This is a genomic window from Bradyrhizobium sp. LeoA1Lang (assembly GCF_055413685.1).
Map to the genome: position 1 here is coordinate 1 of NZ_JBVAPG010000077.1, position 21,156 is coordinate 21,156.

17 protein-coding genes are annotated in these 21,156 nt (G+C 64.3%); 7 read left to right on the forward strand and 10 right to left on the reverse strand.

Features of this window, described 5'->3' with window-relative positions; all coding sequences use genetic code 11:
• Positions 1–127: 127 nt before the first annotated feature.
• Entirely contained in the window at positions 128–1,324 is a 1,197-nt protein-coding gene (locus ACZYOF_RS24240; protein WP_463717361.1) for an FAD-dependent oxidoreductase, read from the reverse strand.
• 123 nt (positions 1,325–1,447) lie between these two features.
• Here ACZYOF_RS24240 and ACZYOF_RS24245 point away from each other — a divergent pair, with 123 nt between their 5' ends.
• Positions 1,448–1,939: a MarR family winged helix-turn-helix transcriptional regulator gene (locus tag ACZYOF_RS24245; RefSeq protein ID WP_463717389.1), complete on the forward strand. Its 492-nt coding sequence runs from the start codon at positions 1,448–1,450 to the stop codon at positions 1,937–1,939.
• Here the strand turns inward: ACZYOF_RS24245 and ACZYOF_RS24250 are convergent.
• The 3 genes from ACZYOF_RS24250 to ACZYOF_RS24260 all read right to left on the reverse strand — a co-directional run bounded on the left by ACZYOF_RS24250 (position 1,908) and on the right by ACZYOF_RS24260 (position 6,117).
• Positions 1,908–3,164 carry an O-antigen ligase family protein gene (locus ACZYOF_RS24250; protein ID WP_463717362.1) on the reverse strand — a complete coding sequence of 419 codons (1,257 nt, stop codon included), beginning with the start codon at positions 3,162–3,164 and terminating at the stop codon, positions 1,908–1,910. The two genes, ACZYOF_RS24245 and ACZYOF_RS24250, sit on opposite strands and share 32 nt — an antisense overlap.
• 116 nt (positions 3,165–3,280) lie before the next feature.
• Complete coding sequence (locus ACZYOF_RS24255; protein ID WP_463717363.1) at positions 3,281–4,819, reverse strand: undecaprenyl-phosphate glucose phosphotransferase; 1,539 nt, start codon at positions 4,817–4,819, stop codon at positions 3,281–3,283.
• 167 nt (positions 4,820–4,986) lie between these two features.
• Positions 4,987–6,117 (reverse strand): glycosyltransferase family 4 protein, encoded by a 1,131-nt coding sequence (locus ACZYOF_RS24260; RefSeq protein WP_463702290.1) that lies wholly within the window; start codon positions 6,115–6,117, stop codon positions 4,987–4,989.
• A 282-nt stretch (positions 6,118–6,399) separates the two neighbouring features.
• Here ACZYOF_RS24260 and ACZYOF_RS24265 point away from each other — a divergent pair, with 282 nt between their 5' ends.
• On the forward strand, positions 6,400–8,637 hold the full coding sequence (locus ACZYOF_RS24265; RefSeq protein WP_463702271.1) for a GumC family protein: 2,238 nt from the start codon (positions 6,400–6,402) through the stop codon (positions 8,635–8,637).
• Positions 8,638–8,766: 129 nt separating this feature from the next.
• On the opposite strand, the gene ACZYOF_RS24270 is transcribed toward ACZYOF_RS24265, so the two are convergent.
• On the reverse strand, positions 8,767–9,759 hold the full coding sequence (locus tag ACZYOF_RS24270; RefSeq protein ID WP_463717364.1) for a Bug family tripartite tricarboxylate transporter substrate binding protein: 993 nt from the start codon (positions 9,757–9,759) through the stop codon (positions 8,767–8,769).
• 114 nt (positions 9,760–9,873) lie between these two features.
• On the opposite strand from ACZYOF_RS24270, the gene ACZYOF_RS24275 reads away from it, so the two are divergent.
• Entirely contained in the window at positions 9,874–10,857 is a 984-nt protein-coding gene (locus ACZYOF_RS24275) for a LysR family transcriptional regulator (RefSeq protein WP_463717365.1), read from the forward strand.
• 108 nt (positions 10,858–10,965) lie between these two features.
• Here the strand turns inward: ACZYOF_RS24275 and ACZYOF_RS24280 are convergent, their stop codons facing one another.
• Positions 10,966–12,150, reverse strand: coding sequence for a GNAT family N-acetyltransferase (locus ACZYOF_RS24280; protein ID WP_130582901.1), 1,185 nt, complete (start codon positions 12,148–12,150; stop codon positions 10,966–10,968).
• A 160-nt stretch (positions 12,151–12,310) separates the two neighbouring features.
• On the opposite strand from ACZYOF_RS24280, the gene ACZYOF_RS24285 reads away from it, so the two are divergent.
• Positions 12,311–13,327: a polysaccharide deacetylase family protein gene (locus ACZYOF_RS24285; protein ID WP_463717390.1), complete on the forward strand. Its 1,017-nt coding sequence runs from the start codon at positions 12,311–12,313 to the stop codon at positions 13,325–13,327.
• Here the strand turns inward: ACZYOF_RS24285 and ACZYOF_RS24290 are convergent.
• Positions 13,324–13,533, reverse strand: coding sequence for a DUF2842 domain-containing protein (locus ACZYOF_RS24290; RefSeq protein ID WP_130582897.1), 210 nt, complete (start codon positions 13,531–13,533; stop codon positions 13,324–13,326). The genes ACZYOF_RS24285 and ACZYOF_RS24290 overlap by 4 nt on opposite strands.
• Before the next feature lie 94 nt (positions 13,534–13,627).
• Here ACZYOF_RS24290 and ACZYOF_RS24295 point away from each other — a divergent pair, with 94 nt between their 5' ends.
• The 3 genes from ACZYOF_RS24295 to ACZYOF_RS24305 all read left to right on the forward strand — a co-directional run bounded on the left by ACZYOF_RS24295 (position 13,628) and on the right by ACZYOF_RS24305 (position 17,751).
• Positions 13,628–14,722 (forward strand): COX15/CtaA family protein, encoded by a 1,095-nt coding sequence (locus ACZYOF_RS24295; RefSeq protein ID WP_463717366.1) that lies wholly within the window; start codon positions 13,628–13,630, stop codon positions 14,720–14,722.
• Positions 14,723–14,870: 148 nt separating this feature from the next.
• Positions 14,871–15,686: an FTR1 family iron permease gene (locus tag ACZYOF_RS24300; RefSeq protein WP_463717367.1), complete on the forward strand. Its 816-nt coding sequence runs from the start codon at positions 14,871–14,873 to the stop codon at positions 15,684–15,686.
• 196 nt (positions 15,687–15,882) lie between these two features.
• Positions 15,883–17,751 (forward strand): DMP19 family protein, encoded by a 1,869-nt coding sequence (locus ACZYOF_RS24305; RefSeq protein WP_463717368.1) that lies wholly within the window; start codon positions 15,883–15,885, stop codon positions 17,749–17,751.
• A 30-nt stretch (positions 17,752–17,781) separates the two neighbouring features.
• On the opposite strand, the gene nadC is transcribed toward ACZYOF_RS24305, so the two are convergent.
• From nadC to nadA, 3 genes are read right to left on the reverse strand one after another with little or no spacing between them, the layout of a single operon-like run.
• A complete protein-coding gene (nadC, locus tag ACZYOF_RS24310) occupies positions 17,782–18,624 on the reverse strand; it encodes a carboxylating nicotinate-nucleotide diphosphorylase (protein ID WP_463717369.1) in 843 nt (280 codons plus the stop codon).
• On the reverse strand, positions 18,621–20,171 hold the full coding sequence (locus tag ACZYOF_RS24315; protein WP_463717370.1) for an L-aspartate oxidase: 1,551 nt from the start codon (positions 20,169–20,171) through the stop codon (positions 18,621–18,623). The genes nadC and ACZYOF_RS24315 overlap by 4 nt, the downstream gene beginning before the upstream one ends.
• Positions 20,168–21,154 (reverse strand): quinolinate synthase NadA, encoded by a 987-nt coding sequence (nadA, locus tag ACZYOF_RS24320; protein WP_463717371.1) that lies wholly within the window; start codon positions 21,152–21,154, stop codon positions 20,168–20,170. The genes ACZYOF_RS24315 and nadA overlap by 4 nt, the downstream gene beginning before the upstream one ends.
• Positions 21,155–21,156 lie beyond the last annotated feature (2 nt).

The following is a 21,156-nucleotide window of genomic DNA, read 5'->3' on the forward strand; positions in this document are numbered from 1 at the left end:
TCGTGCCACAATGGCCGGCGGTGGGCGTGCTCTTGGTCGATGCTTGCATCAGACTCTCCGATGGTTCGAGTGTGGAAACCCAAACCTACCGGAAAGGGCGCGCTCACCGCCCCATGGAATCTACGGGCTATGCCGCCCGTGGATCATAGACGTACATAAAATCCATGCATCGCGAGGTCACCGGTAGCAGCAGACTCAGCGCTTGATCACGAACCCACGCTCCCGCGGCGCTGAATTCGCGCTTGCTGTTGCCGTTGCGGCGGGCGATCGCGACGATCTTTTCCGCGCGCGGGCGCCGCTCTTGCTCGAAATTCTGGAAGGTCAGGCCGAGTTCCTGTCCGTCGAGCATGAGTTTGCCGAGCCGCATCGCGTCTTCCAGCGCCAGCGAAGCGCCTTGGCCGGCATGCGGGCTGGTGGCATGGGCGGCGTCGCCGATAAGGAGCGAGCGCTTGCGCGACCAGGTCGGCAGGCTGGCGACGTCGAGCGTGTCGGTCACCACGATGTTCTCGGCGGCCTCGATGATGCGCGGGATCGGATCGTGCCACCCCCGATGGAAGTCGCGCAAATGCTGCTTCAGCGCCGCCTGATCCATGGCACGGAACGCTCCGGCGTCGACACCATGCGAAGGCTGCGTGCTCCACCACATCGCGCCGTCGGTGGGGTCGGAGCTGCAGAAGCCGTAACCGAAGAAGCCGCTTTGGCCGAACGTGGTCTCGACGCGTCCGCCGATCGATCTGCCTTCGAGCACAGAACGGGGCACGAAGCCGCCGAAACCGATCAGCCCGGTGTCGAACGGTTCTGGCCCGTCGGGCACCACATGGCGCCGCACTTTCGAGTGCACGCCGTCGGCACCGATCAGGAAATCGCCTTCGGCGGTCGTGCCGTCGGCGAAATAAGCGACGATCGGCTGGTCGGGCCGGTCGATGATCCTGACCAGGCGCTTCTCGAAATAGAGCTCGGCGTTCGAGCACCTGGCCTTGTTGAAGAGGATCTCCTGCAGCGTGGCGCGGCGCATGTTCACCGCCGGTTGGCCAAAGCGCTTCTCCATGTCGCGGTTGATCGAGCCGAGCTTCCTGCCGCCTTGCGAATAGAAATCGAAGGATTCGGCGATCGAGCCCTGGCGGATCAGTTCGTCGGCGAGGCCGAGCTCGGCCATCACGTGCATGCCGTTCGGCGCGATCTGCAGGCCGCCGCCGATGCCGCTCGAATGCGGCCAGCCCTCGTAGATTTCGACGTCGTAGCCGGCACGCTTGAGGAAGATCGCAGCGACAGGGCCGGCGATGCCGCCGCCAATGATCAGGGCCTTGCGGGGACGGCGCGGCATGGCTTGCTCCGTTCGGTTGCGTGGGTTACGAAAGGTGAGCAGCTAATTATCTTACTATATAAGATATCTATTTACTAAGATATAGGGGAAGCCTTGTCAAGGTTGAAGCCGCGCGCGGCGTTGATGCAGGAACTGGAAGAGGCGATGCGGCGGTCATCCGCACAGGGCGTCCTGTACGGGCAAGCCGTTGCCAATGTGGCCGGAATTTCCGGTTCCGACCTCGAATGCCTCGACTTCCTCAACCTTGAAGGCCGCGTGACGGCGGGCCGGCTTGCGGAGGTCACCGGGCTCACCACTGGCGCCATCACGGGCGTGGTCGACCGCTTGGAGAAGGCCGGCTTCGTGCGTCGCGAGCGTGATGAGACCGACCGCCGCAAGGTCTACATCGTGACTGTGCCCGAGAACGCTGCCAGGATTGGGCGCTACTACGTGCCGATGCAGGAGGCGATGCTGCGGCTCTGGAGCACCTATTCGGAAGCCGAGCTGCATTTGCTGCTGCGCTTCGCCAACGAGGGCTACAGGGCCGTGCTGGAAGCGACCGAGATGCTCAAGGGGCTGCTCGATGTACCCGAGGAGAAGCCGGCTAAGAAGCGCGGGCGTCCGCCTCGGCGGTGAGCGCGGCACGGTAGCGCGCCGCAGCGACATACATGCCCCACATCGCCCCCAGCATCATCCAGAAGTGACGCCAGTGATCGGTGTCGATGATGAAGCTCTCGCCGACGGTGCCGAGGAAGGCTGCGAAGATCGCCAGATAAGTCCTCTGCCAAGGCACGGGCAGGAAGATGTAGCGGAATCCCGTGACCACGGTGACGAAGACCAGCGCCGGATAGGTGAGGCCGGAGATCCAGCCGCCTGACATGAACGCGTTCAGGTAGGAATTGTGGGTGTCCTCGGGGAAGTAGTTGCGGAATTGCAGCGGACCGATGCCGAAGGGCAGGTCGAGCGCCATCTCGGCGCCGAGGATGTGGCGCCCGAACCGGCCGAAGCGGCCTTCGTCATAGCTCTGGTCGAAGCTCGCGCGCTGCTTGAACATCTGTGCGATCGAGTCGAAGGACAACAGGATCGCGACCAGCGCGACCGCGAGGATGACGGCAACCAGCGCCATCACGATGATGCGCGAGCGCTCGGTCTGCGAGCGGCTGGTCAACACCATCACCGCCAGCATGAATGCCGCGGTGATGACGAGGCCGCCCCAGGCCGCGCGCGAGAACGCGAGCAGGATCGCGAGCGACATGATGCCGACGGCGATGGTGTTGCGGAATGCCTTGCCCGGAGGGGCGGAGACGACGCTTTGCAACGAGAACAGCGCCGGCAGGATCAGGAAGGCGCCGAGCACGTTCGGATCCTTGAAGGTGCCGCGCGCGCGCTCATACAGGGTCAGGAGATCGTTGCCGCCGGGCACGAGGTGGAAATAGCCGCCGATCGCCGCGAGCGATGCGATCATCCCGCCGACGATCAGGCCGCGCCGGAGCATGTCGAGCCGCGCCTCGGTGTCTTCGGAAGTAACCATGGCGAAGAACACCACGGTGACCGCCATGTACCAGGACGTCGCGATCCAGGTCGAGACCTCCGGCCTGTCGAGGAACGGAATGGCGCCGATGCTGTAGCCGACATTGAGCAGGACGAGCATCAGCAGCAGCGGCATCAAGGCGAGCCGCATCCGCAGGCCGGTGGCGAAGAAGATGATGACCGCCGTCAGCGTCACCAGTTCGTAGGGGCTCGGCTCGATGAAGACGATCGCGCCGGAGGCGCCTGCGAGCCACACCATCGCGCGCTGCAGCGCCAGCACGCCGGGCGCGGCTTGCGGGAATGAACTGTCGGCTGTCGCCGCATACGCCATTACGAACTCACGCAACCAAACGATACAACCGCACTGTCATTGCGAGCGGAGCGAAGCAATCCATTTATCCCCGGGTTGCGACATGGATTGCTTCGCTCCGCTCGCAATGACGGCTCTCAATACGCGTTCTCGTTCTTGGTCAGCAGCGAGAACGGCGTCTTCAGGAGGATGTAGAGGTCGAACAGCACCGACCAGTTCTCGATGTAATAGAGATCGAATTCGACGCGCTTCTGGATCTTCTCGTCGGTGTCGACCTCGCCGCGCCAGCCGTTGATCTGCGCCCAGCCGGTGATGCCGGGCTTGACGCGGTGGCGCGCGAAATAGCCGTCGACCGCTTCGTCGAACAGGCGGTTCTGCAACTTGCCCTGCACCGCATGCGGACGCGGGCCGACGAGGGAGAGATTGCCCTTCAGCACGACGTTGAAGAGCTGCGGCAATTCGTCGAGGCTGCTCTTGCGGATGAAGCGGCCGACGCGGGTGACGCGAGGATCGTCCTTGGTGACGACCTTCGAGGCGGTGGGATCGGCCTGATGATGGTAGAGCGAGCGGAACTTGTAGACATCGATCCGCTCATTGTTGAAGCCGAAGCGCTTCTGGCGGAACAGCACCGGGCCCGGACTGTCGAGCTTCACCGCGAGCGCCACCAGCCCCATCACCGGCAGCGCGGCGAGCAGGATCAGGCCGCCGACGATGCGGTCGAACAGCCATTTCATCACCAGATCCCAGTCGGTGATCGGGGCCTCGAACACGTCGAGCGTCGGCACCTTGCCGACATAGGAATAGGAGCGGGGACGGAAACGCATTTTGTTGGTGTGCGTCGACAGGCGGATATCGACCGGCAGCACCCAGAGCTTCTTCAACATTTGCAGGATGCGGGTCTCCGCCGAGATCGGCAGCGCGAACAACACGAGGTCGACGCGGGTGCGGCGGGCAAACTCGACGATATCGTCGACCTTGCCGAGCTTCGGGCTGCCGGCGCAGCTATCCATCGCGCGATCATCGTTGCGGTCGTCGAACACGCCGAGCACACGGATGTCGGTGTCGGATTGTGCCTTGAGCGCTTCGACGAGCTGCTCACCGTTCTCGTCGGCGCCGACGATCACGGTGCGGCGGTCGAGCCGGCCGTCGCGCGCCCAGCGCCGCACCAGGCCGCGCAGGATCAGCCGCTCGACGATCAGGGCCGCGAGACCCACGAAGAAGAATGCCGTCAGCCAGACCCGCGAGATTTCGCCGCCAAGCTTGACCAGGAACGACACGCCGATGAACAGCAGGAACACGATCGCCCAGGACGAGATCATGCGCGTCGTCTGCCGCAACTGTCCGCGGAACATCTGGATTTCGTAGATATCAGCGGCCTGGAAGCAGACCACCGCCGATATCGTCATGGCGAGGATCGCCGCGACATATTCCCAGCGGAAGCCGGAGAGCGGCATCACGTACCAGAGATAAAGCGCGACGCCGATCAGGCTCAGCAGGATGAAATCGATGAGGCGAACGATGCCGGTGATGACGACGGGCGAATAGGCGCCGCGGACCTTTTCATTGGTAACGGCGAGCGCTGCGGGCGATAGCCTGCGGCGTCGTTCGACCGGCGGACGGCCGCCACCGGCGGTCGCTGCCGCGTCCAGCATCGAGCGTGCATTAATCGGTTCCACGTCGTCACGTCCGTTGTTTGAGCATGATCTTTTCGGAAAACCGGTGCCCACTTTTCCGGATCATGCTCTAGCGACCGCAGATAGGGATGCAGAGGCCGCTGCGGAATTGCCCCGCGTCAGGGATTAGGGGAGAAATCGGAACAAACGGTTACGTGGGTAACTTGTGGTTAACGATTGGCAAATGCATCGCGATAGCCGGCGAGGACGCCCTCGACCATCGCCTTCTGCGAAAAATGCGCCGAGATTCGCTCGCGCAGCGCCTGCGCACGCGCCAATGTCGCCGCGGGATCGTCGAGCGCGCGGCTGATCGCTTCCGCCATCGCAGCGGCGTTGCTTGGCGCAAACAGCGCATCCGTGTGTGGGCCGAAGATCTCGGGGATGCCGCCGACATTGGCTGCCACCATCGGGATCCCCGCGGCCGCAGCCTCGATCACGACATAGGGCATCGAGTCGCCGCGGGAGGGAACGACCAGCAGCTTGCCTTTCGAGAACCCGTAGCGCGCTTTGACATGGCCGATGAAGCGCGCGGCATCGCCAAGTTCAAGCTGTTTGACCTGCGCCTTCAGCTTCTCCGATTCCTCGCCGTCGCCGGCAAGCGTCAGCGTCAGCGGCTTGCCTTCGGCGCGCAGTTTCGCCACCGCGTCGATCAGGAGGTCGGCCCCCTTGATGTGCCTGAACTCGCCGACATAGACGATGTCGGTGGCATCCTCGGCGCGTGCCACCGGATCGAATTCTTCCGCGGTCACGCCATTGAACACGCAGCGCACCACGCCGCTGGTCGGCGTGCCGACCGTGCGTTGATACGTGTCGCGTGCGAAGGCGCTTTCGAACAGGAACAGGTCGGTGCTGTTCATCAGCGCGCGCTCAAGCCGGCTGTAGAAATTGCCCTTCAGCGTGTCGAGCGGGTAGTGCAGCGAGCCGCCGTGCGGCGTGTAGACGCGAATCGTGTGCTTGGAGTGCGGCCGCAGGCGGACGTAAGCGCCGGCCTTGGCGCCGTGGCCGTGCAGCACGTCCGGCTTCAATTTCCAGATCAGGCCGGCGATCTGCGCCCAGACCATCGTATCGGCAAACCGCGGCTCGCGGCGAATGGCCACACGGCGGACGCCGAGCTTTAGGCGCGGTTCGATTTCCGCTAGCGCGGTGGCGGCGCGCTCGCCGCCGGTGATGCTGTCCGTGACGATGCCGACGTGATGGCCGCGCTCGATCTGTCCGTTGGCAACGTCGAGGATATGACGAAAGATCCCACCGACAGGGGCTCGCACGACATGCAGGATGCGAAGCGGCTGGTCGGATTCCATGGTCACAACGCACGCCCGCCAATGAATATGCGATCGCGGGCTGAAGCGCCGCGCGCAAGCATCGAAAGCAGGCAAAAGGCAGCGGCGCGCAGGCGGCGCATTCTGGGAATCCCGGCAAAATATCGCGGCCGATTAAGGACGCCCATGGTTAACAAAGCATGACGCGCGGGCGTGTGCGCCCGTGCTGTTCGTCAACCGGGCCGATTAACCCAGCGGCAACCTTAATGGAGTGTAATCGCGCCGGCTGAGACAGATTGAGTGGCGTCCCCGCGGGAGTGAACAATGCGTTTTGCGTTCTGGCGTGCAGGCAAGGAGAGGGCCGTGGTCCAGCGCGCGCTTGCAAAGCCCGCGCCGGCTGTGGGCGAGCCCGCGACCGTTGCCGCGTCGCCTGCGGGCGATCTCGACCTGCCTGCGCTCGGCCGGGCGCTGATGCGCAAGCGGAGCTGGATCATCGTGCCGACGGTGCTGGCGTTCACGCTGTCGCTTGCCGCGGTCAATATGGTGACGCCGCGCTACAAGTCGGAAGCGCGCATCCTGATCGACGGCCGCGAGAACGTGTTCCTGCGGCCGAGCGGCGAGCGCAACGAAGAGCGCAACGTCGTCGATCCGGAGGCCGTCACCAGCCAGGTGCAGCTCCTGCTGTCGCGCGATCTCGCGCGCGAGATCATCAAGAAGAACAAGCTTGCCGAGCGGCCGGAATTCGATCCCGTGCTGCAGGGCTTTTCGCCGCTGAAATCGCTGCTGGCGCTGTTCGGCATCGGGCGCGACCCGTTCTCGCTGACGCCGGAAGAGCGCGTGCTGGAAGCCTATTACGAGCGCCTGCAGGCTTACGCGGTCGACAAGTCACGCGTCATCGTCGTCGAATTCCAGTCGCGCGATCCCGAGCTTGCCGCACGCGTCGCCAACTCGATCGCCGAAGGTTATCTGGTGCTGCAGCAGAATGCGCGGCAGGAGCAGGCGAAAACGGCGAGCCAGTGGCTTGCCGGCGAGATCGAGAATTTGCGGAAGAAAGTCGCGGACGCCGAATCCCGCGTCGAGGATTTCCGCTCCAAGTCGAGCCTGTTCGTCGGCACCAACAACACCTCGCTGTCCAACCAGCAGATGGGCGAGCTCAACACGCAGCTCAACAATGCGCGTGCACTGAAGGCGGATGCCGAGACCAAGGCGCGGCTGATCCGCGAGATGCTGCAGAGCGGCAAGCCGATCGAAGCTTCCGAAGTGTTCAATTCCGAACTGATCCGCCGCCTCAGCGAGCAGCGGGTCACGCTGCGCGCGCAGCTCGCCGAGCAATCGTCGACGCTGCTCGACAATCATCCGCGTATCAAGGAATTGAAGGCGCAGCTTGCCGATCTCGATCGGCAGTTGCGCGAGGAGGCGGCCAAGATCTCCCGCACGCTCGACAATGACGCCCGTGTTGCCGGCGGCCGCGTCGAGGCGCTGAGCGCGAGCCTCGATCAATTGAAGAAGCAGGCGTCGTCCTATAACGGCCAGGACGTCCAGCTCCGCGCACTGGAGCGCGAAGCCAAGGCGCAGCGTGACCTGCTTGAGTCCTATCTGGCGAAATATCGCGAAGCCAATACCCGCGAGAACATCGACGCAGGACCGTCCGATGGCCGCATCATCTCGCGCGCGTCGGTGTCCAACACGCCGGCCTATCCGAAGAAGCTGCCGATCGTGCTGATCGCGACGCTGGCGACGCTGTTGCTTTCTTCGGGCATGGTGGTGACCGGCGAGCTCCTGCGCATGACCGCGCCGCGCGCCGCCGCATCGGTCGTGCCGCAGACGACGGCGCGGGCGCCGGTTCGCGCTGCCGCCGTCGAGAGCGACGAGCAGGAACCGGAGCTGGAGCCGGCAGCGGAGCCCGAGCCCGAGGTCGAGGCCGCATCCATCGCGCCGCAGCCTGAAGCCGCCGCAGCCATCGGGGAAATCGAGCTGCTCGCCGAGAAGCTGCGCCGGGCTGGCGCCGACGCACGCAAGGTCACCGTGCTGGGGACGGCCTCGAGCGAGAGCATCGCGCTGACCACGCTGACGCTGGCACGGCTGATGGCCCGCGAAGCCAAGGTCGCCGTCGTCGACCTCGCAGCGGCGTCTCCGACGATAGCGGCGGTCTCGACCGATCCTGGCGCGCCGGGGCTTGCCGAATTGATGCAGGGGCAGGCGACGTTTTCCGAGATCATCACGCGCGACCGGCTGTCACGGGTCAACCTGGTCAGTGCCGGCCGCCCCGGCTTCGATCGCACGCAACTGCAGTCGCCGCGGCTGGCGCTCGCGATCGACGCGCTGCTAGGCGTCTACGACCACGTGCTGCTCGATGCCGGCACGGCTTCCGACCTGCCTGCCGATCTGTTGACGGCGCATGCCCGCGCCGTCGTGGTGCCGGATGCCTCGATGGCCGACGATGCCCGCCGCCTGATGCGCGAGCAGCTTGCCGCTGTCGGTTTCTCGGAAGTGACGATGCTGACGAAGCCGTGCGAGCCATCGGACGCCGTCGAGCCGGGCCCGCGCGTGGTCGCAGCGTAGACCAACGGCGCTAAAGCGTGATGACTTTTCTTCGAATCGTCATCCCGCTTTAGCTCTTTGTTTGAGCATGATCTTTTTCGGAAAACCGGTGCCCACTTTTCCGGATCATGCTCTAGGAGGCCGAGACCTTCAATCGGTCGGCGTGAACTCGGTTGCCTGGACGATCGCTTTCCACCGATCGGATTCGGATGCGAGCAGCCGGTTAAAGTCGGCCATCGGGATCGCGTCAATCTCGACGAACTGTCTTGCCATGCCGGCTTTGACCTCGTCGGTGCGCAAGGCCGCCTGGATCGAGCCATTGAGCCTTTCGACGATGTCGGCCGGGGTCTTTGCCGGAACGAAAAACCCAAACCATGTGAGGTCCTCAAGCGAGGGATAACCGGCTTCGGCCATCGTGGGCACATCGGGAAGAAACGCGCTGCGGCGTGGACCGGTGGTCGCCAGCGCACGAAGCTCTCCGGACTGGACGAGGCCAAGGGAACTGCCGAGCGGCATGATGGCCGAGGCGATCTCGCCTTTCACGAGATCCTGTAGCGCGGCCCTGCCTTGATAGGGCACGTGGAGATACTCGAACCGCGCAGTGCGGCCCAGCATCGCTCCGATGAAGTGCAGCGTCGATCCAGCGCCCGCCGTGCCGTAGGTCGCCTGCGTCGGATTGGCGCGGCACCATGTGATGAATTCAGCCAGCGTCTTTGCCTCACGCGGCACCTTCGGACCCACCGTCAGCAATGTCGGGAATGAGGCGACGGTCGATACCGGAGTAAAATCCCGCGGCTCGTATCTGAGTGTCTTGTAGACGTGAGGAAACAGCGTCAAGAAGCCAAGTGGCGCCAGCAGAAGGACAGATCCATCGGGGGCGGCGGCCCTCACGGCTTCCACCGCGACGCGTCCGCTCGCACCTGGCCGGGTCTCGACCACGATCGACGCCGCATAATCCTTCATCTGATCGGCGACGAGCCTTGCCACGGCATCGGGGAGCCCGGGCGTGAACCCTGTCAGGATATGCGCGGTCTTCAGGCGCGGCTCGGCGATGCTCTGCGGCACGAGACCGGCGGCGGAGAAAGCGACGCCGGCCCCTGACATTGCCAGCACATCGCGGCGCGTCATCACCATCCAAGCCATCGGGTCCTCCGCGTCTGAAACGACTGGATCGGGACCATGAGGATGCTTGAGGCGGGCATATCCGTCCAATGCTAGTATGTGAGGGTTTCATAACTGTTTTGATAAGGATCGGACATGCAATCCATTGAGCGAGCCCGGCGCCGCATCAAGCTGCGCGATCTCCATATCCTGCTCGTTGTGGCTCAGCGGGGCAGCATGGCAAAGGCCGCGGCCGAACTGGCGATTTCGCAACCGGCCGTGTCGAGAGCGATCGCCGACATGGAGCATGCACTCGGGCTTCGGCTTCTCGACCGCGGCCGCAACGGCATCGAGCCCACGCCGTATGGGCGCGCGCTCATCAAGCGCGGCACGACGATATTCGACGAGCTGATGCAGGGGCTGGAAGAACTCGAATTTCTTGCCGATCCAACCGTCGGACAGCTCCGCATCGGCAGCTCGGAGAGCGTCGCAGCCGGTCTGCTTCCAGCGGTGATCGATCGGTTCACGCGGCGCCATCCAGGTATCCGCCTGAATGTCGCGCAGATGGTGCTCGGCACCGCGCGTTACAGCGAACTGCGCGAGCGGAGCATCGATCTATTGCTGGGCTGGATCCCGACGCCGTTCGCCGAGGAAGATCTGGCGGTGGAGCCTGTGCTAAGTGACCCGCGTGTTGTGGTTGTGGGGCAGCGAAGCAAATGGGCGCGATGTTCCAGGGTCAGCCTGGCCGACCTTGCCGATGAAGCCTGGATATTGCCGCCGCCGGACACTTTTCCAGGCTCCGCCACGGCTGATCTGTTTCGCGAAAGCGGATTGAGCATGCCTCGCACGCCCGTCACGACGCTGTCGCTTCACCTCTGCTGCAGGCTCGCTGCGACCGGGAACTTCGTCACCTTGCTTCCAAGCTCGATTGTGCAGTCCAGCGGCCGCGATCTGTCGCTGAAGAGACTTCCGGTCAAGCTGCCGCGAACGTCGGCTGTGTCGGCGGCCATTGTGACGCTGAAGAATCGCACGTTGAGCCCGGCCGCCGAGATATTTGTCGCATGCGTTCGCGATGTCGCAAAATCGATGGCAGGCAGATCGGCGGCTCATAGTCATGAGCTGCATGGCGGTGGCAGATGATGCGCGCCTAGAGCATGATGACTTTTCTTCGAATCGTCATCCCGCTCTAGTTCTTTGTTTGAGCATGATCTTTTCGGAAAACCGGTCTCCACTTTTCCGGATCATGCTCTAGCGGAACATGCCGCGCAGGTTTTGCGCGAGATCGAACAGCGCGGGATTGCGCTTGACCAGCCGCTTGGCGCTGACGATGCCGGACATCGCGCTTGCCGCTAGCCTGCCGCGCCAGGAGAGCGGAATGAAGCTGTCGAAGATCGGCTCGTCGCTCTTGCAGAACAGCCGCTTGTATTCGTCCGAGCCGATGCCGAGGTCGAGGGCGCGGTAGTTCAGCGCGGCGTAGTGATCGATGATGTTGCGCATCAGGATCAGGCCGGGGCTGAACTTGGCGCTGGCAGACATCGTGTAGGTGTTGAACATCATCGAGAAGCGATGGCCGTCGGCGACGCCGGCGAAGATCGCGATCACTTCGTCGTCGCACTCGAGCGCGTGGATGTCGATGACGCGGCCGCCGCCCGGAACCTCGGTCAGGCAGGCGGAGCGGATGAAATCCTCCACGCCCGGCTCGGCAAAGACGTTGGGCAGCTTCTGTTCGGCCATGCGCTGCGGCTTGACGCGGAAGAACCAGTTCAGGACCCGCGTGACATCGGCGTCGGTGGCGGCGACCTGATAGCGATAGCCGGCGAGCTGCTGCAGCTTGCGTTCCTTGCCCTTCAATCGCCGCCGGAACGAATTGCTGATGAGGGTGGTGCGCTCGACGCCGGGCTCCATGGCGAGCAGGGGACAGTCATTCACCGAGGATTGGTGCGGCAGCAGAGCCAGCGGGTTCGGCAGATCGCGCCAGTTGAGCGGCTGCTGTTGCAAGGCGAGCACGTCGGCCTCGCCGCGCGCCGCGATGGCCGAGACCATGGTCCTGAGATCGGCAGCCGTTGCGCCCGCGGCGAGGTCGCGGTCCCACAGCGCCGTGTTGAAGGTGGCGTGCTTGCCGCCCATGAATGTGGCGCAGCGCACGCCAAGAGCGGTCTCGAGCGTCAGCGGCAGCACGAACAGCGGCCGGCGCTCGCCATCATGACCGATCACGATGAAGGGTGTGAGGCCCTCGCGCGCGCCGACCTGCCGCTGCCAGGCGGCGAGAAAATCAAAGCGCTGGTAGGGCGTGCAGAACTGCTTTTCGAAGCTGCGCCATGTCGGTTCGGCGGCTTCGAGATCGCGGATGATGTCGACACCGGTGACGCGGCTTGTTTTCGACCACGCTTCCAACTCCGCCGTTCGTGCTTCGATCGCGGCAGCCATGGTCATTGCTGAGTCCGGTATTAATCGATTATTTACAATTCGGCTTGGGCGACCTTCGCAGGGAAATGTCAACAAAGAGTAATAACAATCGTTAGACGGCGCCTGGAAACCGCCGGATCGGGGGCGGGACGTGGTGTCGGATATCACCTTCTTGAAGCGGGCGCAGATGGAGCTCGCTTACTTCTCAGGCTATGCGTGGTTGCGGCAGCGGCAGACCGGCGGGGCTGGCATCGTCCTGCGCTTCGAGCGCGTGCGTCCGCGCCGCCGCGAGCGGTTCCAGCCGCTGGCCTCGTGCGAGATCACCCCTCGGTTCCTGGACCGCACGATCCGGGCGCTCGAGCGCTGGAACTACGATATCGTCTCGATCGACGAAGCCTGCCGCCGCGCCGTCACCTTGCCGCTGCCGCGCCGCTTTGCCTGCCTGACGTTCGACGGCGGTTACAAGGATCTGGCGACGGATGCCTATCCGGTGCTGTCGAAGCATGGCGTGCCCTTCGCCATCTACCTGCCGAGTGCGTTTCCGGATGGGCTAGGGGAGGCGTGGTGGCTGGCGCTGGAGAAGATCATCGCGCGCGAGAGCCGCATCAGCCTCGTGATCGAGCGCAAGGAATTGCATTTTTCGATTCGTGGTGTGGCGGAAAAATACGAGCTCTACGACTTCCTCTCGAAATGGATGCGGACATTGGCGCCACCGGATCTCTCCGTCGCGATCAACGATCTCTGCAAGCGCTACGGCGTCGATCTGGCAGCACTGTCGCGCAGCGCTTCGATGGACTGGAGCGATCTCACGATGCTCGCGACCGATCCGAATGTCACGATCGGCAGTGCGACCGTGAACTATCCGGCGCTGTCGAACCTGCGCGACGTTGATGCCGAGCGCGAGATGGCGATGGGCAGGGCGGTGCTCGAGGCCGGCATCCGCCGCGAGGTCAGGCATCTTGCCTATCCGTTCGGAGACCGCGAGAGCTTTCGTCCTGTGCATGTGCTGATGGCTGGCGAGACAGGCTTTGACAGCGCGGTGTCGAGCATCGGAGGGATCGTGGAAGCGCAGGGGCGCACCAACCTGCACGTGCTGCCGCGGGTGTGCTGGGACGGGAGCCAGCGCTCGTTGCGTATGATGCGCGTGCTGCTCTCGGGGGTGATGTTTTCGCCGGTCCGACCGACGCTGCGTGTGCAGATCTAGACGCGGTCGGGCCGCGACATCCAGGCCACGATCGGCATCGCCGGCAGCACCCAGCCGAGCCCGGCCACGACATAGAAAATCGCCTGCAGCAGGCCTGAATTGGCAAGCCACGGCGTCTGCGCGACCGTCATCCCGAGCAGCGACCACACCACCACCAGCATCAGCAGGAAGATGGTTCCAAGCAGCTTGCGGGTGCGTATATTCATGGCCGGTTGATCGATAACTCGTGAGGCAAAGCGCGCCTTGCGCCTGCGAGGAGGCGGACTATAAGGGGCGCGCCAATCCGATCAAGCAGGACCGATGACCGCACGTTCCGTCTCCGAGCCCTCCCAAAATGCCGCCGTTCGCTGGTGGCTGCTTTCGGTCGCAGCCCTCATCGCGCTCATGGTGCTGGTCGGCGGGGCCACCCGGCTCACCGAATCCGGGCTTTCGATCGTCGAATGGAAGCCGGTCACCGGCACGCTGCCGCCGCTCACCGAGGCGCAATGGACGGAAGCCTTCGAGGGCTACAAGAAGATCCCGCAATATCGCGAGCTCAATGCCGGGATGACGCTGGCCGAGTTCGAGACGATCTATTGGTGGGAATGGAGCCACCGCCTGCTCGGGCGCGTAATCGGGATCGCCTATCTGCTGCCGTTCCTCTATTTCCTGTGGCGGGGCGCCGTCGCCGACGGCGAATTGAAGCGGCGCCTCTGGCTGATCTTCGGCCTCGGCGCGTTGCAGGGGGCGGTCGGCTGGTGGATGGTTGCTTCGGGCCTCTCCGAGAAGGTCGAGGTCTCGCAATATCGCCTCGCCGTCCATCTGATCCTGGCGCTCCTGATCTATTCGGCGATCGTCTGGACGGTGCGGCGGCTTGGCGACCGGCCGCCAAATCCGGCGCCGTTGCGGCTGAAGATCACGGCCTTGCTGCTGCTGGCGGTGACCTTCCTGCAGCTCTATTTCGGCGCGCTGGTCGCGGGCCTGCGCGCGGGGAAGGTCTACAACACCTGGCCTGAGATCGATGGCGCTTTCATTCCATCCGCGGGGCGTCTGTTCTTCGAGCAGCCCTGGTGGCGCAATCTGTTCGACAATCCGTTGACGGTGCAGTTCGAGCACCGCATGACCGCCTATGCGCTGTTGGCGCTGGCGATCCTGCATGCGATCGACACCATCCGTTCGCGCGCGAGCGGCGAGACGATTGCCGGCGCCTGGTGGCTGGTGGCGGCGATCACGCTGCAGGCGACGCTCGGGATCCTGACGCTCTTGAACCAGGTGCCGATCGATCTCGCGCTCATGCACCAGGCCGTGGCGATCGTGGTGCTCACCCTGGCGGTCCTGCAGGTCGAGCGGCTGCTGCCGCGACGCCGCGAAGTGGGGCAGGCAAAGCTTGCCATGCCGGTCGGGCAACCCGGTTGAGTTGAACTATTCTAATCTATCGTCGCCGCAAGAAATGCCCGTTTTGCGCGGGTTTTTTGCGCGGTCCGGGCGTTGACGAAATCGTGCAGGCCGACAGCGCTTTACTTGAAAATCCCTGGCGATAGAACGGGCCAAAATAGGTTCGCTGATGTCGTCTGCATTCATTCAGGCCGCGGTCATCCTGCTGCGCGAAGGGCTCGAGGCGATGCTGGTGATCGCCGCGCTCGCCGGCTACCTGTCCAAGGTCGGCGCGGGTCATCGCATCCAGGCGCTCTATGGCGGCGCGCTGGCTGCGGTCGGCGCCAGCATCATCGCGGCCTGGCTGTTCGCGGTGCTGAATTCGGGCGAGCACAGCGACATCCTCGAGGGCGTCATCATCCTCTTTGCCGCGGGCCTCATGCTCTATGTCAGCGGCTGGCTGATGGTGAAGCAGGACCCGCAGGGCTGGAAGGAATATCTCGCGCACAAGGCCGATACTGCGCTGGCACAGGACACGGTGTGGGCGGTCGGCGCGCTCGCCTTCCTCGCGGTGTTCCGCGAGGGCGCCGAGACCGTGCTGTTCATCAACGCGCTGGCGACCACCGAGGGCGGCTGGAGCGCAGGCCTGTTTGCCGGACTCGGCGCCGCCATCATTGCGCTTGCGGTGCTGTTCTATTTCATCAACCTGATCGCGCAGAAGATTCCGCTGCGGCCGTTGTTCATCCTGACCTCGGCTTTCCTGTTCGTGATGGCGATCAAGTTCATCGGCGAGGCCGTGCAGGAATTCCAGGAGCAGGCGCTGCTGCCGTTCACGGAAGTGAAGAGCCTGTCCTGGCTCGCCGATCTCGGCCTGAACCCGACGCTGGAAGCGCTGTCGCTGCAGCTCCTCGTGATCCTCTTCGCGCTCGCGACCTATTCGGTGTTCCGGCGCAGCAGTCGCCTGACGCGCCAGAGCAAGGCGTCGCCGGGCGCAGCGGCTGAATAATCTCACGCTCTATCGATCCAGCCCGAAGATCGCGCGCCGCTGGTTCCGCCGCGCTACGAATGGCTGCGAGAGGGGCCCGCTTGGGTCTCGTGCGGTATCCAGTCACCATGTGACAGTTTTTTTTCTCGTTTGCATTGCGGATTCGGCCTCGCCGATGTGTCTGTAGAAGAGGGGGCTTTTGGGGCGGGGCATACAGATGACTGAGAACGATGAGGATCGGCGCGTGCTTGAGCCTCAGGGGGTGATTGCACCTGAGATACTCATTCCCGACGCCTATGTGGCCGATGACAGCGATTTGGTCGCCACCGTCGTCGATTTCGTGAATTGGGCGATTGGCCCGGCCCACCTGGTCTCCGGCGAGGTCGTCGCGGAGGCATTCTGGAGCTACCACGCCGACTATTATCTGGCCCAGGTCAACAACGGCGGCCATGGCCAGTTTGCCCACAACAGTGGAATGAGCGAGCAGACGCTCGATAATTCCCGTCGCGGGCTCGTCGCGATGGGCGCAACCGATTACGTCGCGATCTTCGACGAGTTCTTGGCCATCATGAAGGGCGATCCGCGTCGGGCAAAAGCCATACAGGACGGCAGCGGTTTTGGGGAAATCGATCCCGCGATCGAGCTGCTCGACAAGCGCTTCTTTGCGCTCGGCGACATGACCAAGCTCAACGCAGCCTGGCTACGCACGCTGCCGGCCCTGCGACCGCTGCCAAACGATCGGCTCACGGCCGAGCGCGAAGCGGTCATTGCGCGCAATTCCCTGCTCGCCGCCCGCCAGGACTATCTGCGGCGGGCCAAAGCGCGTTTCAGCGCCTCCGACCCGATCCAGGTGGCGGCGCGTGCGACCTGCGCTCAGGAGCGCATCGCCTTCGAAGGCGTGAATGCGGGCCTGCCGGTGGGCGATGGTCAGATCGCCTGGACCCTGAGCACGTCGGCCGGCTCGCGCATGCTTGTGATGGGACATGGCATCGCCGTGCTGCGGGCCAACGGGTCTCTGCGCGGCCAGTATTTCTTCGAAACGCGCGATACCTATCCTGCACCCGTCGGAGACGGCGAAATGCGCCGGGCGCTGATGGATGCGACGTCGCGTGATATTCGCGAGCGGATGAGATCGGCCGCGGGCGAGAGGACATCGGCATCGCCGGCCCAGTCCCGTGAGACGATATTGGCGAACTTTCTGTCGCCTGCGTTCAATGCCTTCTGGGGCAGCTTCACGGCCGGATCGAAGCGGATCAACACGGCGATCACCTGTCCCTATGTCGGGCACAATCCCTCTCTGGTGAGCTACGTTCCGCGTGCCTCGTCTCCGCTGCTGGCGGCGACCGAGGAGCATTCCCTGATCCGGCTCATTATCGCCAATGCGCTGTGGGATTCGTTCCTGGCTGCCGATGCCTTCAACGACTCGATGCTCGAGGAGCCGGATCGCGCCGCGGCCCTGTTGATCAATCTTGGAGCCGCGGCAACGGTTGCGGCGACCAGCCTGCGCGTGCTCGATACGGATCGCATCGCGGCGCTCGCGGTGCTTGCGCCCGGCGATTTCGTGCGGGAGCAGTACAACGTCCGATTCCAGTTGCTCGAGATCGCGCGCTGGTGGTTCAGTTTCGTGCCCAAGGCGGCAGCCGCATTCGCAGAAACGAGCTTTGCGCAGCGGTCGTGGATGTTCAACAACGTCTGCTTCAACCACGCGCAGGCGCTCGCCGAAGCGCTCCGTCCGGCAGTGACGGCCGATTTGACCGACGCGCTCGTCTATTTCGATCGGGAATATCCGTCGATAGCCATGCCATCCATGGAAGCGACCTATGATCTGGCGCTCAAGACATGCACCTCATATTTCGCGAGGTCCGAGCGCCACGCCAAGGCATGGGCAAACGTCGTCGCTGAAACACGCAAGATGATCATGAGCGCCACGCCTTATGATGAAGCGACCGTCTTCGTGGTGACACCTGACATTGTGCAGGTTCGCACCTCCGAAAAGCTGGTCGGTCTGATCGGGGTCGTTGAGAACGAGGTCAGGGCGCGGCAGGTTTTCTACTATCGCAAGGAAGGCGCGCGGGCAGCTCTTTGAGAGCGTGCCCGAACGCAGCGTCATTGCGATCTAAAGATAATCCAGCCCGATATCGAGCGCGGCCGAGGAGTGTGTGACCCAGCCGACGGAAATGAGCTCGACGCCGGTCGCCGCGATCGCGGGCGCGGCCGTGATGCGGCCCGATGCTTCCGTGATCACCCTGCCGCGGGCCATCGCCACGGCCTGCCTGAGATCGTCGACCGTCATGTTGTCGAGCAGGACCGCGTCGATCCCGAGCGCCAGCGCTTCTTCGAGCTGCGCCAGCGTGTCGACTTCGACCTCGATCTTGACGAGATGGCCGACATGCGCCTTGGCGCGTTCGATCGCGGTGCGGATGTTGCCGGCAAGTGCGATGTGGTTGTCCTTGATCAGGACGGCGTCGTCGAGGCCGAAACGGTGATTGCTGCCGCCGCCGGCACGCACGGCGTATTTTTCCAGTGCACGCAGCCCGGGCGTGGTCTTGCGGGTGCAGACGATCCGCGCGCGCGTGCCTTTCACGGCAGTGACCAACGACGCCGTTGCCGTTGCGACGCCGCTGAGGTGGCAGAGGAAATTGAGCGCAGTTCGCTCGCCCGTCAGCAGCGCGCGCGCCGGCCCGTTGATGGTTGCAATCGTGTCGCCGGGGGCGACGGCGCTGCCATCAGGGCGTTCGATCTCGATGCGTATCGCCGGTGAAATCGTTTGAAAGGCGCAGCGCGCCACGTCGAGGCCGGCGATGACGCCCGGCTGGCGCGCACGCAACGCGAGCGAAGCGCGCTGGTCGGCGGGCACGATCGCGTCCGCTGTGATGTCGCCGCCGCGGCCGAGATCCTCAAGCAGCGCGGTCCGCACCAGGGGTTCGTACATCAGGGGCAGAAGAGGATTTGACGTCACGACTGAACGCTCCTGACCGGCAGTTCGGATTCGATGATCTCGCCGGCGACGCTGAGCGCTTCCGCGAGGGTGAAGGTGGAGGGCACGCCCTTCGGCAAGGTGTCCGGAAAGTCGGTGCGGTAGTGGCCGCCGCGGCTTTCCTCGCGCCTTAACGCAGCGACAGCGATCATCAATCCGACCAGCGCCGGATCGGCGGTGGCGCCGTTCCCCCTGGCCATCGGATAGAGATTGCGAATGGCGCGCTCGATCGAGGGCCGATCGCGGAGCACGCCGAGGGCCTGCGATACGAACGGCCGCACCATCGATAGATCGGATGCGGGCGGCAGTGCGGTCGGCGCGCGCGGAGCAGTAGCGCTGCCAGGCACGGCATTGACGCTCTCGGCGACCCATTGCGCGCAGACGATGGCTTCCATCAGCGAATTGCTGGCGAGCCGGTTGGCGCCGTGCAGGCCGGTGCGGCTGACCTCACCGCAGGCCCACAAGCCGGTCACCGTGCTGCGGCCTTCGCCGTCAACGGCGATTCCGCCCATGTGATAATGCGCTGCCGGACGCACGGGGATCGGATCGTCAGCCGGATCGATCCCGGCCATCCTGCAGAATGCGCTGATGACGGGATAGCGCTGTGCGAAATCCTTGCCCGGGTGCCGTCGTGCATCGAGGAAGACGCGATGTCCTTCCGCGCGCCGGCGCCAGACTGCGCGCGCCACGATGTCGCGCGGCGCGAGCTCGGCGCCCGGTTCGTTCGCCATAAAGCGCTGCCCGGTCTCGTCAATCAGGATCGCGCCGTCGCCGCGGATCGCCTCGGTCAGCAGCGGCATCGGTCGCGACGGTCCGTCGAAGGCGGTGGGGTGAAACTGGATGAATTCGAGGTCGGAAAGGACGGCGCCGGCACGGGCCGCGAGCGCAAGCCCCTGGCCGAAACAGCCCATCGGATTGGTGCTGTCCTGGAACAGGCCGCCGATGCCGCCGGTCGCCAGCACGACGCGGTTGGTCGGAATGACGAGCGAGCCATGCTCGTTCGCAGCGAGCACGCCCTTGATCGCATTGTCTTCGACGATGAGTTGGCGGGCCTCAAAGCCCTCGAGCAGCGTAATCGACGGACAGCGGCGCACGGCGGCGATCAGTGCGCGCATGATCTCGCGCCCGGTGCCGTCGCCGGTGGCGTGAACGATCCGCTTGCGGCTGTGCGCGGCCTCGAGCCCGAGCTGCCAGCCCCCATCTGGCCTGCGGTCAAAGCCGACGCCGAGCCGCGCGAGACGCTCGACAGCGGCGGGCGCCGCATCCACGATGCGGCTGGCGGCTTCTTCGTCGCAAAGGCCGGCGCCGGCGGCGATGGTGTCCTGCAGATGCAGGGCAGGGGTGTCGTCCTCGCCGACCGCGGCTGCGAGCCCGCCTTGCGCCCACATGCTGGAGGCCTCCGCCCCGAGCGGCGATTTCGACAGCAGCACGACCGGTGCGGGCGCGAGCTGTAGCGCCGTCATCAATCCGGCGGCGCCGCCTCCGATGATGATTGGTTGGCCGGCCAGCGCAGAAATATCCGTACTCATAGTGCCAGCATCCTTTCGACGGAACGCCGCGCGCGGTCGGCGATATCTGGTTCGATCGTGACCTCGTGCTCGTTGGTCTCGAGCGCATGGCGGATGTTCTTGAGCGTGATCCGCTTCATGTGCGGGCAGAGATTGCAGGGGCGGATGAACTCGACGTCGGGATGGAGCACCGCGACGTTGTCGCTCATCGAGCACTCCGTCAGCAGCACCACGCGTGGTGGATGCTCCTTGCCGACAAAGCCGGACATGGCTGCGGTGGAGCCCGAGAAATCAGCCTCCGCCACCACCTCGGGCGGGCACTCCGGATGCGCCAGAATGGTGACGCCGGGATGATTCTCGCGAAGCTGGCGCACATCTTCTGCATTGAACAGCTCATGCACTTCGCAATGGCCCTTCCAGGCCGTGATCTTCACCTTGGTCTGCGCGGCGATGTTCTGCGCCAGATATTCGTCCGGCAGCATGATGACATGTTCGGCGCCAAGCGATTGCACAACCGCGAGTGCATTGCCGGAGGTGCAGCAGACATCGGACTCCGCTTTGACAGCGGCCGATGTATTGACATAGGTGACGATGGGAGCACCTGGATAGCGCTTGCGCATCAGCCGTACATCGGCTGCCGTGATGGACTCCGCGAGCGAGCAGCCGGCCTCGAGGTCGGGGATCAGCACGGTCTTCGCGGGATTGAGCAGCTTGGCCGTCTCGGCCATGAAGTGCACGCCGGCGAGCACGATGATATCGGCATCGACCTTGGTCGCCTCGCGCGCGAGCATGAGGCTGTCGCCGACGATATCGGCGACGCCATGGAAGATTTCCGGCGTCTGATAGTTGTGCGCCAGCACCACCGCGTTGCGCTTGCGCTTGAGGTCGAGGATGGCGTCGACGTCATCGGCGAAAGTCGCCCATTCGAACGGCGGGATTACGCGTTTGACGCGGTCATAGAGCGGCGCAGTGCGCGCGAGCGCACCGGATGAGGTGGCAGCCATTT